This window comes from Thermoanaerobacter kivui (genome assembly GCF_000763575.1).
Lineage (GTDB): Bacteria > Bacillota > Thermoanaerobacteria > Thermoanaerobacterales > Thermoanaerobacteraceae > Thermoanaerobacter > Thermoanaerobacter kivui.
Map to the genome: position 1 here is coordinate 1,717,822 of NZ_CP009170.1, position 15,126 is coordinate 1,732,947.

12 protein-coding genes are annotated in these 15,126 nt (G+C 34.8%); all 12 read right to left on the reverse strand.

What is annotated here, in order from left to right; genetic code table 11:
* Positions 1–9 precede the first annotated feature (9 nt).
* The 12 genes from TKV_RS08735 to TKV_RS08790 all read right to left on the reverse strand — a co-directional run bounded on the left by TKV_RS08735 (position 10) and on the right by TKV_RS08790 (position 15,009).
* Positions 10–1,437 carry a peptidoglycan D,D-transpeptidase FtsI family protein gene (locus tag TKV_RS08735; protein WP_049685605.1) on the reverse strand — a complete coding sequence of 476 codons (1,428 nt, stop codon included), beginning with the start codon at positions 1,435–1,437 and terminating at the stop codon, positions 10–12.
* Positions 1,412–2,659 (reverse strand): FtsW/RodA/SpoVE family cell cycle protein, encoded by a 1,248-nt coding sequence (locus TKV_RS08740; protein WP_049685606.1) that lies wholly within the window; start codon positions 2,657–2,659, stop codon positions 1,412–1,414. The genes TKV_RS08735 and TKV_RS08740 overlap by 26 nt, the downstream gene beginning before the upstream one ends.
* An 11-nt stretch (positions 2,660–2,670) precedes the next feature.
* The gene (locus TKV_RS08745; RefSeq protein WP_003869421.1) at positions 2,671–3,075 is read right to left on the reverse strand and encodes an FHA domain-containing protein; all 405 of its coding nucleotides are present in this window, start codon (positions 3,073–3,075) and stop codon (positions 2,671–2,673) included.
* Between the two features lie 9 nt (positions 3,076–3,084).
* Positions 3,085–5,868 carry an excinuclease ABC subunit UvrA gene (gene uvrA, locus TKV_RS08750; RefSeq protein ID WP_049685607.1) on the reverse strand — a complete coding sequence of 928 codons (2,784 nt, stop codon included), beginning with the start codon at positions 5,866–5,868 and terminating at the stop codon, positions 3,085–3,087.
* Between the two features lie 9 nt (positions 5,869–5,877).
* Positions 5,878–7,863, reverse strand: coding sequence for an excinuclease ABC subunit UvrB (uvrB, locus tag TKV_RS08755; RefSeq protein WP_049685608.1), 1,986 nt, complete (start codon positions 7,861–7,863; stop codon positions 5,878–5,880).
* An 81-nt stretch (positions 7,864–7,944) separates the two neighbouring features.
* Positions 7,945–8,670 (reverse strand): 2-phosphosulfolactate phosphatase family protein, encoded by a 726-nt coding sequence (locus TKV_RS08760; protein ID WP_049685609.1) that lies wholly within the window; start codon positions 8,668–8,670, stop codon positions 7,945–7,947.
* A 13-nt stretch (positions 8,671–8,683) separates the two neighbouring features.
* Positions 8,684–9,928 carry a PDZ domain-containing protein gene (locus TKV_RS08765; RefSeq protein WP_049685610.1) on the reverse strand — a complete coding sequence of 415 codons (1,245 nt, stop codon included), beginning with the start codon at positions 9,926–9,928 and terminating at the stop codon, positions 8,684–8,686.
* Between the two features lie 9 nt (positions 9,929–9,937).
* Complete coding sequence (locus TKV_RS08770; protein ID WP_049685611.1) at positions 9,938–11,134, reverse strand: S41 family peptidase; 1,197 nt, start codon at positions 11,132–11,134, stop codon at positions 9,938–9,940.
* 87 nt (positions 11,135–11,221) lie between these two features.
* Complete coding sequence (locus TKV_RS08775) at positions 11,222–12,361, reverse strand: murein hydrolase activator EnvC family protein (RefSeq protein WP_049685612.1); 1,140 nt, start codon at positions 12,359–12,361, stop codon at positions 11,222–11,224.
* Between the two features lie 25 nt (positions 12,362–12,386).
* Complete coding sequence (ftsX, locus tag TKV_RS08780; protein WP_236617238.1) at positions 12,387–13,286, reverse strand: permease-like cell division protein FtsX; 900 nt, start codon at positions 13,284–13,286, stop codon at positions 12,387–12,389.
* A complete protein-coding gene (gene ftsE, locus TKV_RS08785; RefSeq protein ID WP_049685614.1) occupies positions 13,264–13,950 on the reverse strand; it encodes a cell division ATP-binding protein FtsE in 687 nt (228 codons plus the stop codon). The genes ftsX and ftsE overlap by 23 nt, the downstream gene beginning before the upstream one ends.
* A gap of 6 nt (positions 13,951–13,956) precedes the next feature.
* Complete coding sequence (locus TKV_RS08790; RefSeq protein WP_049685615.1) at positions 13,957–15,009, reverse strand: PucR family transcriptional regulator; 1,053 nt, start codon at positions 15,007–15,009, stop codon at positions 13,957–13,959.
* Positions 15,010–15,126 lie beyond the last annotated feature (117 nt).

A 15,126-nucleotide genomic window follows, 5' to 3' on the forward strand; every position in this document is an offset into this window, starting at 1 on the left:
CTTGGGGTTTTATTTAGTTAAATACGCCTTTATTATATCTCTTGCTATAGGTGCTGCTACTTCCCCACCTGCACCGCCGTTTTCAACTATTACACTTACAACAATCTGTGGACTTTCGGCAGGCGCAAAACCTACAAACCATGCGTGAGGTTTGCCGTGGGGATTTTCTGCAGTACCAGTTTTGCCTGCAACTGTAATACCAGGAATTTGTGCAGCTGTCCCCGTTCCTTCTCTCACCGCACCTATTGTTAATTCTTTAATTGTATTTGCCACTTCTTTTGAAATAGGATTTAGATACTGGGAAGGAGTGCTTTTTTCTATAACTGTACACGAAATTGGATCTACCACATATCTCATGAGATAAGGCTTCATTATGACTCCATCATTTGCAACAGCAGAAGCGACTAAGGCCATTGTAAGAGGTGTCACCAGTATTTTTCCTTGACCTATTGAAGTCTCCGCCAGAGCAACTTTTCCACCAACTGTAGGAAGAGGTGGAAATTGATTTTTAGCTGTATCTATCTCCAAAGGAACTTGCCTATCCAATCCAAAATTATAAGCCATTGTCTGCAAATTTTCACTTCCTACATTCAATCCAATTTCTATAAAAGCTGAATTACAGGAGACATAAAAAGCTTTTTTAAAATCTAATATTCCATGGGCAATCCCTTCATAATCACTTATTTTGTTTCCATCAACTATTATATACCCTTTACAGTTGAAAGTCTTGTTGTACAACTCTGGTTTGTAAGTTAGAGCCGCAGAAGCTGTCACAATTTTAAAAACAGAACCTGGAGGATACAAACCTTGTGTAGCCCTGTTTAAAACTACTTTGTCAGGGCTTGTCATTATTTCTTTCCAATTCTCCCCTAAAGTATTAGGGTCATAAGAAGGGGTAGAGACCATGGCTAAGATTTCCCCTGTTTTAGGATTTAAAGCCACCACTGCTCCTTTTTTTCCTTCCATCTCTTTATAAGCAAGGTCTTGAAGAGTTTTATCTATTGTCAAATATACATTATCACCTACCTGCCCTTTTGCTAAAACCAATTTCCTTAGAATAATTATTGGGTCATTTCCTACCATTCCAAGTAATTCTCTGTCATAAGCCTTTTCTATTCCTGCATTTCCCTGTTGATATATTCTACGGCTATACCCTATTACTTGAGCAAAAGCAGGACCATCTAAGTATTCTCTTTTTTGGGAACCATCTGCTTCAATTATACTCTTTGCAAGTACAATTCCATTTCTATCTAAAATACTACCTCGTAATATCTTTTTTTCTTGTTCTATAAGCCTACGATTATAAACACTGTAAGAACTTGTGATTAACTTTTCCCTTTCATACAATTGGAAATAAGTCAAATAAGCAATTAAACTAAAAAAAAGAATAGAAAAAAAACAAAAGAGGATTTTAATATTGCGGTTTAAGTTGTGCATCTTCTTCTTCATCCTCCTTAAGAACAATGCCATTAAGCATCCCCAATGTCACAAAGCTCATGACCATAGAGCTTCCGCCGTAACTCACAAAAGGAAGAGTTACCCCTGTCAATGGTATAAATTTTATGACGCCACCTATTATAGTAAAAACTTGTAAACTAAACATAGAAGTAAGGCCTATCGCTATTAGAGCACCAAATTCGTCTTTCGCAGCTAAAGCCACCTTTATTCCCCTATACATTATAACAAAATACACAAGGATTATAGCTACAGCTCCTAAAAGTCCAAATTCCTCACAAATTGCTGAAAAAATGAAATCACTTGCAACCACAGGTATATACTCTGGATGCCCCATGCCAAGACCTGTGCCAAAAAATCCTCCTGCTGCAATAGCAAAAAGAGATTGTACAATTTGATATGTCTTCCCCGGTACATCCATCCAAGGATTTAACCAAGCCTCAATTCTTACTCTAACATGCCAAAATAAAAAGTAGGATATTATTCCTCCAACTACCAATGCTCCAAGCCCTATGGCTGTATATAAAAAGTTAGAAGTAACCACAAATATCATCAATAAAGTCGTTACATAAAACAAAAAAGCCATGCCTAAATCCTTTTCTAAAGCAAATATTCCTACAATTATTAAGGTAATTATTCCTAGTATTACTATATCTTTAGCTTCTCTTTTGGAAGACAAATATTTAGCTAAAAAAAGTATATATATAATTTTTGCTGTTTCTGCTGGTTGAACGTATATGCCATCAAAAGTAAGCCAATTTTTTGCTCCTCCTATTTCCTTCCCAAAAATTAAGGTAGAGGCTATCAATACCATAGTAATTCCAAGGTAAATAAGTTCTCCATATTTCAGCTTATAAAGCCAGTCATAATGCTTTGAAAAATAAGAAGAAATGAAATAAAGTGTAAAACCTATTCCAATCCAAACAATCTGTTTTATGAGCAAATCTGGTGCAACTCTATATATCATTATAAGCCCCATTTCTGTCAAAAAAGAAGTTAAAATGATAAATTGGATCTCACCCAAAGGAAACAATCTTACATGCAAATAATATACAATATATATCAATATCGGAAAAGCTAAGGTAAAGTATATAGTGTCAAAGCCTTTGGGCTTATTGTGTATAAAAAGCAATGCAAAAGCTATCACAAATATCCAAAAAACATTTTTCATAGCTTTAGATCCGGTTTTTATATATTCTTCCATAAGATTTCACCCTATAAAATAAATTTGAGTTCAACATCTCCTAAAGTAATTACATCATTATTTGTTATTTTGGCAATTCTTTTTATTCTCTTACCATTTACAAAAGTGCCATTTGTACTGTTTAAATCTTGTATATAAAACCTTTTGCCCCTCTTTCGTATGATAGCATGCCGTGCAGACACATAAGGGCTTTCAATTACTATATCACATTCCTCCGACCTTCCTATAGTAGTAACTTCAAAAAGATTAAAAGTCCTTTCTCCATTTAAAAAAGAAAGTTTTGCAGAGGTTATTTGCCTCTCATATCTTGCCCCTTTTATGTCCATATACACTATTTTAAAAACCCTGTATAAAAACAGGTAGATGAGAAAAATAAGGACATATTTTAATATCTGAGAAGCTATGGCATAATACATAAATTCACCTCATTTTTGAGAAAGGACTTTTTTCAAAAACCATCCAGTATAAGAATTCTCATTAGCAGCAATTTCCTCAGGTGTCCCTGTAGCTATTACCATTCCACCTTTGTCTCCACCTTCTGGTCCTAAGTCAATAATATAGTCTGCACTTTTTATGACATCTAAGTTGTGTTCAATTACAATAACAGTGTTACCTGCATCAGTTAATCTATTTAAAACATCAAGAAGCCTATGCACATCTGCAAAATGTAATCCAGTTGTAGGCTCATCCAAAATATATAATGTCTTACCTGTAGGTCTTTTAGAAAGTTCAGTAGCTAATTTTACTCTTTGGGCTTCTCCTCCTGAAAGCTGAGTAGAAGGTTGCCCTAGTTTAATATATCCTAGTCCTACATCATACAAAGTCATCAATTTATTTTTTATCCTAGGTATATTTTCAAAAAACACTAACGCTTCTTCTACCGTCATATTAAGTACATCCGAAATATTTTTTCCTTTATATTTTACTTCCAATGTTTCCCTATTATACCTTTGACCCTTGCACACTTCACAAGGGACATACACATCCGGCAAAAAGTTCATCTCAATTTTAATTATACCATCTCCTCCACAGGCTTCACACCTTCCACCTTTAACGTTAAAACTAAATCTCCCTGGTTTATAGCCTCTCATTTTAGCTTCTGGGGTATTTGCAAAAACCTCTCTTATATAGTCGAAAACTCCTGTATATGTAGCAGGATTTGAGCGAGGAGTCCTGCCTATAGGAGACTGGTCAATATTTATTACTTTATCTATATTATCGATACCCTCTATTGCATCGTGCATACCTGGTTTATCTTTGGACTTATAAATCTTCTGTGCCAATGCTTTGTACAGTATCTCATTTATAAGGGTGCTTTTGCCTGAGCCAGAAACCCCTGTAACGCATATAAATACTCCAAGAGGGAAAACCACATCTATATTTTTTAAATTGTTTTCCTTAGCTCCTTTCACTATTAAAGCTTTTCCATTAGGTTTTCTCCTCTGTTTTGGCACTTCTATCTTTATTTTGCCACTTAAATACTGTCCTGTAATTGACTTTTCACATTTTAACACATCTTCTATCGTACCCGCAACTACAATTTCTCCTCCATGCTCACCTGCACCTGGTCCTACATCCACAATGTAGTCTGCCGCATATATTGTATCCTCGTCGTGCTCTACTACTATAAGAGTATTGCCTTGGTCTCTTAATTTTTTCAAGGAATTTATAAGTCTTTCATTATCTCTTTGATGAAGTCCAATGCTGGGTTCGTCCAGGATATATGTGACTCCTACAAGTCCAGAACCTATCTGACTTGCCAATCTTATCCTTTGTGCTTCTCCACCTGATAAAGTAGCTGCGGGCCTTGACAGAGTCAAATAATCAAGGCCTACATCTACAAGAAAACTAAGCCTTGCTTTTATTTCATTTAAAATTGGCTTTGCAATAATCTCATGTCTTTCTGTTAATTTGAGTTGGTCAATAAATTTTATAAGCTCGCCAACAGAAAGGTCTGTCATTTCTTTTATGGAAAGTCCACCAACAGTCACAGCTAACGCTTCTGGCTTTAATCTTGCTCCATGGCATGCAGGACAAGTAACCGGTCTCATATACTTTTCTATCTCTTCTTTTATAAAATCTGAAGAAGTATTGTTGTACCTTCTTTCAAGATTGTTTACTATCCCTTCAAATCCATAGGACTTTCCTTTTGTATCTTTGCCATAAAGCAGTACATTTTTTAAATCTTCACTAAACTTTTCATAAGGAGTATTCTCTGTATATCCAAAATGTTCAATCAATCTTAAAATGTTGTAATAAGCATAACTATCCTGTGAAGCAACAATCCCCGGCAACAACCCATTTGCTAATGATTTTTTAGGGTCTTGTATTAAAAGCTCTGGATCTACCTTCATAAATTCTCCCAATCCAGTGCAAACAGGACAAGCCCCATAAGGGCTATTGAAGGAAAACATTCTCGGAGAAAGCTCCTCAATACTTATGTTGCACTCTGTACAAGCGTATTTTTCAGAGAGTGTAAAGCTTTCTCCGTCTATTACATCAATAGTAACTATCCCATCTGCTAATTTTAAAGCTGTTTCTATAGAATCCGTCAGCCTCATGTCAATTCCCGGTTTTATAATAATCCTATCTACTACGACTTCAATAGTATGCTTTTTATTTTTGTCAAGCTTAATCTCCTCATTTACATCGTACATGACCCCATCAATTTTTACCCTGACATATCCACTCTTTTTTATATCATTTAAAAGTTTAGCATATTCCCCTTTTCTTCCTCTAATAACAGGAGCTAGTACCTGTATCCTTGTACTTTCTGGCAATTCTTTGACTCTGTCAACCATCTGATCTATAGTTTGCATGCTAATCTCTTTTCCGCAAACAGGACAATGGGGGATCCCAGCCCTTGCATATAAAAGTCTTAGATAGTCGTAAATCTCAGTTATCGTACCTACAGTAGAACGAGGGTTTTTATTTGTGGTCTTTTGGTCTATAGATATTGCCGGTGAAAGTCCTTCTATATAATCAACGTCTGGTTTATCCATTTGTCCTAAAAATTGCCTTGCATAAGCAGACAAAGACTCCACATATCTCCTCTGACCTTCGGCATAAATGGTATCAAAAGCAAGGGAGGACTTCCCAGAACCTGATAAGCCTGTTATGACCACGAGCTTATCCCGGGGTATTTCTACGTCTATATTCTTTAAATTGTGAACTCTTGCACCCTTGATTACAATTTTGTCCTTTGCCATCATTCCACCTCAAACTACTTCCTCCAATTGTTTCTTCAACTCAAAAATCATATCTCTCAATTTTGCAGCTTTTTCAAACTGCAATTCGATAGCAGCTTCTTTCATTTCCTTTTCAAGTTGCTCTATCGTTGACTTAATAGTCTCAGGGTTATACGTTTTTGCTTTCTTTGCTTTGTATTCATATTTTTCTTCTGCAACATGGGTAGCTTCAATAATGTCTCTCACACCTTTTATTATTGTCTTTGGCGTTATTCCATGCTTTTTGTTATATTCCATCTGTATTCTTCTTCTTCTGTTTGTTTCATCAATTGCCCTTTTCATAGAATTAGTTATAGCGTCGGCATACATTATAACTCTTCCTTGAGCATTTCTTGCAGCACGGCCTATAGTCTGTATTAATGACGTTTCTGAGCGCAAAAATCCTTCTTTGTCAGCATCTAATATTGCCACTAAAGCCACCTCTGGTATATCTAAACCTTCTCTTAAAAGGTTTATGCCTATTAAAACATCGAATTTACCCAATCTCAAATCCCTTATTATCTCCATTCTTTCTATAGTTTCAATATCTGAATGCAAGTATTTTACTTTTATTCCCATATCCTTTAGATAATCTGTTAAATCCTCTGCCATTTTCTTTGTAAGAGTCGTCACAAGTACTCTGAAACCTGCATCAACAGTTTTTCTAATTTCTCCTATTAAGTCATCAACTTGGCCTTTAACCGGTCTTACTATTACTTCTGGATCTACAAGTCCTGTCGGCCTTATTATCTGCTCAACAACTTGCTCTGAATGTTTAAGCTCGTAAGGTCCTGGCGTTGCAGAAACAAATATAACCTGATTTATCCTTTGTTCAAATTCTTCAAAGGTAAGAGGGCGATTGTCAAAAGCAGAAGGAAGCCTAAAGCCATATTCTACTAACGCTTCTTTTCTGGACCTGTCTCCATTGTACATACCTCGAATTTGAGGAATTGTCACATGGGACTCATCTATAAAGATGAGAAAGTCTTTGGAAAAATAATCCAAAAGCGTATAAGGGGGACTTCCTGGAGTCCTTCCTGAAATATGTCTCGAATAATTTTCTATGCCTTGGCAGTAACCCATTTCTTGAAGCATTTCCAGGTCATAGTTCGTCCTCTGCCTTAATCTTTCAGCCTCTACAATTTTGCCAGCATCTTTAAGTTCTTTATACCTTTGCTCCAGTTCTTCTCGGATGCTTTTTATTGCTCTTTCCAGTTTGTCTCTGGAAGTGGCATAGTGGGAAGCAGGAAATATAGCCACGTGATTTCTAAAACCTAATACTTCTCCTGTCACCACATCAATTTCCGCTATTCTTTCGATTTCATCACCAAAAAGCTCTACTCTTATAGCTTTATTGGAAGAAGAAGCAGGAAAAATTTCTATTACATCTCCTCTTACCCTGAATTTGCCCCTTGTAAAATTCACATCATTTCTTTCATACTGTATATCTACAAGTTTTCTGACTATTTCATCTCTGTCTTTTATCATTCCTGGCCTTAGAGAAAGCATGAGATTTTCATAATCAATAGGGTCTCCTAAACCATATATGCAAGAAACACTGGCAACAATTATGACATCTCTGCGTTCAAAAAGAGCTGCTGTAGCAGAATGCCTTAACTTATCTATCTCTTCATTTATAGAAGCGTCTTTCTCAATATAAGTATCTGTCTGCGGTATATAAGCCTCTGGTTGATAATAGTCATAATAGCTGACAAAATACTCTACAGCATTCTCTGGAAAAAATTCCCTAAATTCGCTGCAAAGCTGAGCTGCCAGTGTTTTGTTGTGAGCAATTACAAGGGTAGGTTTGTTTAATTTTTGTATTATATTCGCCATAGTAAAAGTCTTGCCTGAACCGGTAACTCCTAATAAAGTTTGAAACCTAAATCCTGCCTTTACTCCCTCAACTAATTTTTCTATGGCTTGAGGTTGGTCACCTCTCGGCTTAAAATTAGAAACCAGCTTAAATCCATCCATCTCAAACTACCCTCTTCGCTTTTTCTATTTTTTATTATAACATACCCCTTTTGTCGATACAAATATATCCAGAGGTCAGCACTACAAGTCTTCCGACTTTCTTATAACTCCATTTATAAGTTTTGGGACTATACAAAATTTATCCACAGTCAAACAAAAGTCAATGTCTTCATCGTAACCTAATTCTTTCAACCTTTTAAAATGATATCCATGTTTCATAACCTCGTACAAATTTTCCTCATAGGGTTTGTACAAAAAATAGCTGGCTTTTGACAAATCATCACTCTCAAATTCCATTAAATCGCTTAACTTCTTGTATATCACTCCTGCAGTTATTATATCATCAAAAGAAAATTTACCTTCTGTACCCGCACACACTATTATAGTATCTTTCCCCTCTTTAAAAATGTAGTCAGCAACAGCAGAAGCGTTTAAAAGGCACCCTAAAATTACATTATCTGCTAAAGAGACTTTTTTTAAAGCTTTTGTTCCATTAGTAGTAGTAAAAATTATCGTTTTATTCTCTACTTTTTCACGAGTATACTCTAAAGGAGAATTAGATAGGTCAAAGCCTTCAATCTTTGTAGAGTTTCTTTCCCCAGCTAAAAGATAAGTTTTTTTATCTAAACTTTTTACAAGTTCGATCGCTTCTTCTACTTCTGAAACTGGAATAATCTCTTTAGCTCCGTTGTACAAAGCAGTAGTAATAACACTTGTCGCCCGTAAAGTATCTATTACAACGACATTTTTGTCTTTTAATTCTCTTTCATTAATAGAATTATATGTTTCAAAAGTTTGTAAAAACACACACTTTGCCTCCTTATTTGTTTTTCTTAAAGATGTTTTTAAATATTTCTTTTAGTTTTTTTATAAATATTCCCCCCTCATTGATTTCATAAATCATAGAAGTTGCCTTTGGCACTATTAAAACTCCTAATCCCAAAATTCCCTGTGGATCCTTATATTCATAGTTAGTGTAATTACCATTTAAATCTTTTACAGTGATCCACATCACAGAAGGCCGTTCATTGAGTATTCGTATTATATCATCTGGCTCATTAATAGGAATATCATTAATTTTTAATATTACATCCCCCGGTTTAATTCCCATTTCTCTAGCGGGAGAACCTTTTGCTGTCGCTAAAATCATCACTCCTGTATCTGGCGCTACAAAAAGAGGTGGATTTTCCCTTTCTTCTCTTTGGCCTATTAAAATTAAAAGCTCATGAGCCACTGGAGCAAAAATAGCTGCTAAATATTGAAATAATTTAATATAGATTCCTAATATCGCCAATATAATCAAAACTATACTAAAGAAAAATAAACGTATAGAAGAAATTCGCGTTTTCTTTTCTGGAAGTTGTGTTAAAGCTAAATCTCCGTATCCTAAAGCTGCAATACCTGGCATAATTAAAAAAATTGCATTATTTAAATCAATTCCAGCCGGTTTGATAATGGGCCACCAATCTGGCATATTTACTCCCTGTCCCGTTATTGTTATCCCAGTAGCAATAGTTAATGCAGCAAAAGGAATAGGCCAAAATTTTTGCATAGTAAAGCCTCCTGCCACTCGCCCATCCTTAAGCCTTACAAAGATAGGAGTGGTATTCCTTGGACCATCTATATATATTAAAAGGCTTTCCATCAAATGAAGAATACCTACAATAGACATAAGTGCAGGAACACTTATACTAGGAAATCCAAAAATCAAGCTGGATAGGGAAACTATTCCTCCTGCATAAGAAAAACAAATATATCTAGGATTGACAAACATTAACACTATAGCCAAAGGCCATACATACTGAAGCCCTACGTTTTCTATTGTTATCCCCAAAAATATTATCAAAAGACTGCCAATTAATGCAGCAATCACGCCGTAAAAGACGGAATCAAGAACCAATTCCTTCATTGGTTCTTGTTCCTGACCCATTATTTGCCTTTCAATTGCAATTTTGTTTCTGTATTGCATAACTACTAAAACTATTACTACCCAGAAAAAGGGGGTAAATATGGACAAAGCTATAGTTTTTAAAGTCATCCAAAAAACTTGAATAAACGCTACCATTTTCACACCTTACTTTATCTCTCTTTTTATTATTTCAAAAGCCTTAATAAGTTGAGTATCACCTTTTAAATCCAGTGTATCCTTAGGAGTATAATCTGAAGGAAGTTCAACAACATAATTAGGTTCAATGCCTTTTCCCTGTATATTAGTGCCATTAGGAGTGTAATACTTTGCAACAGTATATTTTAACCCTGTTCCATCCTTAAAGTCAACCACAGTTTGGACAAGTCCTTTTCCAAAAGTAGTAGTTCCTACCAAAACTCCTGCTTTTCTATCCTTTATCGCTCCAGCTAAAATTTCAGAAGCACTGGCACTTCCCTTGTTTACAAGTACAGCAAGGGGCATTCCCAAACCGGGTCCTTTTGAATAATATTCTTGACTGTCAATTCTTCCTTTGGTAGTTACAATAACTCCTTTGGGCAAAAGCATATTCGCGATATTTACACACTCTTCTAAAAGTCCTCCGGGATTGTCTCTCAAATCTATTATAAGTCCTTTCATTCCTTGTGACTTTAATTTGTTAAGAGCTGATTTAAAGTCATTAGAAGTACTTTGATCAAACATAGTAATTTTAATATATCCAATTTTGTCAGGCAACATATCCTCGTAAACAGTTTCCAGTTTTATTATTTCCCTCGTAATAGTCTTGGTAAATGTTTTGCCATCCCTCATTATTGTAAGAGTAACTTTTGTACCCTGTGGCCCCTTCATTATTGAAACTGCTTCATCCAAATTTTTACCACTCACTTTTTTATTGTTAACTTCCACTATTATATCACCAGATTTGATTCCTGCTCTCTCACCAGGTGTATTTTTTATTGGAGAAACTACTACAATGTGGTCCTCCTTGTCTACTGCTACAACAATTCCTATGCCCCCATAAGTACCTGTAGTCTGTGTCATAAAGTCTGAAAATTCCTTTTTATCCATATATACAGTATAAGGATCTCCTAAAGAACTTGCCATTCCCTTCAAAGCACCATCTAAAAGCTTAGAGGGATCTGTTTTATCTACATATCTGTTAATGAGAATTTGTCTGATATCAAAAAGCTTACTGTACTCCTTCATCAGTTGGTACTCTTCACGAGGAACAATAACCTTCCCATTTGGAAGAACAACTGATACTACGTTGGCAACTGTAAAAGTTATAATATTTGTCACTAAGAGAAGTACCACTATTAAAGCATAAAATTTTTTCTTTGCCATGATTTCCCCACCTTTTATTAGTCTCTTAAATTATATATATGTTCTTATTTATTATACAACATTCCTGAAATAAAAAAAACAGACCGGTTATTTTAACCAGTCTGTCGGATTGACCGGAACACCGTTTTTACGAACCTCAAAGTGAAGATGCGGACCTGTAGATAGCCCTGTACTTCCTGCTTTAGCAATGACTTGACCTCTTTTCACAGTATCTCCTTCTTTTACTAAAAGAACAGAATTATGAGCGTACAATGTTGATATTTCATCTCCATGGTCTATAATTATTGCATAGCCATATCCACCATAATATCCTGCGAAAATAACTTGTCCATCTGCTGCAGCAACTATTGGATCACCTGTTTTAGCCGCAATATCAATACCTGTGTGCATTCTGTTTTGCTGAAGTATAGGATGATATCTCATCCCAAAAGGAGACGTTATGGCATCACTGGAGGGAACAGGCCATAAAAGTTTTCCACCTGTATATTTAAGCTTTGATTTTGCCTGTAATTCCTGTATAACTTTTTCTAACTGTTGGGATTGTCTCAATAATTCATCTTCCTGCTGTTCATACAATTTTTGCTGCCTTTCTAAGTCTCTCATTAACCCTTGTCTTGATACCATAGCAACTTGCAAATCTCTTTGGCGTAAAGCTATTTGATTTTTATAATTTTCCGCCTCAACTTTCATTTGAGCTAACTCTTTTTCCTTTTGTTGAATAAGTTCTCTTTGTTTTTTATATGAATCAAACAAATTAACATCAAAGTCCACTATCCTTTTTACAATGTCAAGTCTGGTTATAAAATCTCCAAAACTTTTAGAACTTAAAAGTACATCTAAATATCCCCACTCACCGCTTATGTACATCGCCCTTATACGCTCTTTCATAGTCTGGAGCTGGGTATTCTCTATTTTTTTAGCTGTTTCCAATTCTTCTCTTGTCTTGTTGAGTTTTGCAGTAATATCATCCAACCTCTTTTGAGCGTTTGCCAATTCAACAGCTGTAGCGTTAAGTTTATTGTCTAACTCCTTTATTTGGGCTGCTATATCTTTTTTTTGATTAATTATTTCATCCTTTTTCTTTTTCGTTTCATTTATGGATTTTTGTATTTTGTTTAACTTGTTTTTAGCGTCTTGAAGCTGGTCGGCTCTGGGATATGTCATAAAAAGCGTAGAAACGGCAAATGCAACTGCAAATATAAGCCATTTTAATCTATCCTTTTTCAAGACAGAGTTCCCCCTTCTTACTTTTTTAAACATTTAAGAACCGTTTAATGGAAATGATACTTCCTAATGCTCCAATAATAGCACCAATTACAGAAAAGTACAGAGTGATATCTCCCAATATTTTGTCTAAAGGCAATAGTTCAAAAACAATCAATCTATTATTGACAAGATTTACTGCATAGCCGTAAAGCACAGCCAATATTGTGACAGAAAGTAAAGCCCCTAATAGTCCCAGTATTACACCTTCAATTAAAAAAGGCCATCTTATAAACCAATCAGTAGCTCCAATGTATTTCATTATATTTATCTCTCTTCTTCTGGCAAAAACCCCTAATTTTATGGTGTTGGAAATTATAACAATTGAAATTATAAAGAGAATAAGTATCACTGAAAGTCCTACAATCCTTATTATCTTTATAATCCCAAGGAGCTTTTCCACCACATCTTGTCCATAGCTTACTTTATCAACGCCATTTATTTGCTTTATCTCTTTCGAGATATCCTTCATCATGTTGGCATCTTTTACTTTTACTATATAAGATTGTGGCAGTGGATTGTCTTTTTCCAAACCATCAACCAAATAACTTTTGTCACCTAATTGCCTTTTAAAATTTTCGAGTGCTTGTTTTTTAGACTCAAAAGTGACAGAAGTCACGCCTTCCAACGATTTTATATCACTACCTATTCTGTCAATCTGCTCTTTTGTAAGGTCATCTTTTAAAAAAGCCTTTAGTTCCAACTGAGACTCTACTTGATTAGCCATTGTATCAACATTTAGCACAATTACAAGGAATAAACCCAAAATGAGTAAAGCCGCCATTACAGAAGTTATAGAAGCCACTGTCATGAGTCTGTTCCTCGTCAAATTACTAAAACTTTCTTTAAAAAAGTATTTAAAATTTCTAAAGAGCATAATCGTACGCACCCCTTACTTCATCTCTTACCATATTGCCTTTTTCCAATGCTATTACTCTCTTTTTCATGGCATCTACAATGTCTTTAGCATGGGTCGCCATCACTACAGTAGTACCTCTTTTATTTATTTCAGAAATAAGTTTTACAATTTCCCAGGAAGTATCCGGATCAAGATTACCTGTGGGCTCGTCGGCTATGAGAATAGAAGGCTCATTTACAATAGCTCTCGCCAGAGAAACTCTTTGCTGCTCTCCCCCAGATAATTGCTGCGGATAATTGTCCGCTTTGTCACTAAGCCCAACTAGCGACAACACCATTGGAACTCTTCTCCTTATTTCTTTATGAGAGGCTCCTACTATTTCCATGGCAAAAGCGACATTCTCAAAAACTGTTTTATTGGGAAGCAGCCTAAAATCCTGAAAAACTACCCCCATACTTCTTCTTAAATAAGGTATTTCTCGCCTCTTCAGCTTTGTTATGTCTTTTTTATTTATTATGATAGTACCAGTCGTAGGCTCTTCCTCTTTTAACAACAATTTAATCAAAGTAGATTTGCCTGCACCGCTGGGTCCAACGATAAACACAAACTCTCCGTTTTCAATTTCAAAGCTTACATTGGACAGTGCGATAATATCTTTATTATATGTTTTAGAAACATTTATAAATTTAATCAAATCTCCTCACCCCGAAATATCGTATAATTTGGTCAAAATCATGATTGTCTTTAGCATGAGCGCATCATCGAACTTTTTGGGATCTAGCCCTGTCATTTTAAATATTTTATCAAGCCTGTACACGAGAGTATTTCTGTGAATATAAAGTTCTCTCGAAGTTTCACTCAAGTTGAGACTGTTTTTAAAAAAGGCATTTAAAGTTTGTACCAATTCCTCATCTTTAAAAATGTTAAAATCAATTTCTTTTTTACTTATAAAATTTTTAACTTTATTTATATCAATTCCCCACAACAATTCTGCAAAAGCGTAATTGTCGTAAATATATATTCCCTTTTCGTTGTCCAACTTTTGCCCCAATGTTAAAGCAACTTCAGCTTCTTTATAGGCTCTATCAATATCCTCTATTGATACCAAAGAAGAAGAACTGGCAATTTTCACTTTAATATAGCCTTCTGATTCTATCATGTCTTTTATAGTTTTATACGATTCTAACAAACTGATACTTTCTTTATAGGGAAATATAACAACAAATCTTCTGTTGTCAATCTTCACAATGTGGAGATATGTTTTGTTAAAAATATTGGTGACTATTTTTATCGCATCCTCAATTTCGTTATTTGACTCCACTATAATAACAATGTATTTGGATTTTTTGTTTAGTTTATACCTATCAGCATAACATCTCACTGTATTTTTCTCTAATTTACCTGCCAATGCATCAATCAAAAATTTTTCTTTGCTGTATCGATCCAATAACTGTTCAAAAATTATAGCTATAAGGTAAATTAACCTTTTTGTCTCTTTGTCATTTCCTTCCAAAGAAATAACAAAAGCTGGCACATCCTCGTAGAATATGTTATAAAATGTAAAACCGTTTATTTCATATGTATCTCTTTCATACTTATATTCTATTTTTGCATCCAAAAATCCTGCTTTTTTTTCAAAAAAATCTCCATTTCCATAGATTAAATTTCCTGACCTATCTATTATATATAACGGCATTTGTATATTTTTTTGAATATCCTGTGCAATTCTTTTTACAAGGTCGTAACTTATCATGATAATACCACCTTACCTTTTAGTATACAATAATTATACAATATTTTATAGAAGAAATAATAGGTAAATGTAATTTTATGTGGTATTTTGACATGCAAAAAACGACATCTTCACAAA

Bases quoted from the DNA above. Each gene is read 5' to 3' on its own strand.
- TKV_RS08735 (WP_049685605.1), bottom strand. From the start codon at position 1,437: ATGCACAACTTAAACCGCAATATTAAAATCCTCTTTTGTTTTTTTTCT.
- uvrB (WP_049685608.1), bottom strand. From the start codon at position 7,863: ATGGATGGATTTAAGCTGGTTTCTAATTTTAAGCCGAGAGGTGACCAA.
- TKV_RS08745 (WP_003869421.1), bottom strand. From the start codon at position 3,075: ATGTATTATGCCATAGCTTCTCAGATATTAAAATATGTCCTTATTTTT.
- TKV_RS08770 (WP_049685611.1), bottom strand. From the start codon at position 11,134: ATGGCAAAGAAAAAATTTTATGCTTTAATAGTGGTACTTCTCTTAGTG.
- TKV_RS08790 (WP_049685615.1), bottom strand. From the start codon at position 15,009: ATGATAAGTTACGACCTTGTAAAAAGAATTGCACAGGATATTCAAAAA.
- TKV_RS08740 (WP_049685606.1), bottom strand. From the start codon at position 2,659: ATGGAAGAATATATAAAAACCGGATCTAAAGCTATGAAAAATGTTTTT.
- TKV_RS08765 (WP_049685610.1), bottom strand. From the start codon at position 9,928: ATGGTAGCGTTTATTCAAGTTTTTTGGATGACTTTAAAAACTATAGCT.
- uvrA (WP_049685607.1), bottom strand. From the start codon at position 5,868: ATGGCAAAGGACAAAATTGTAATCAAGGGTGCAAGAGTTCACAATTTA.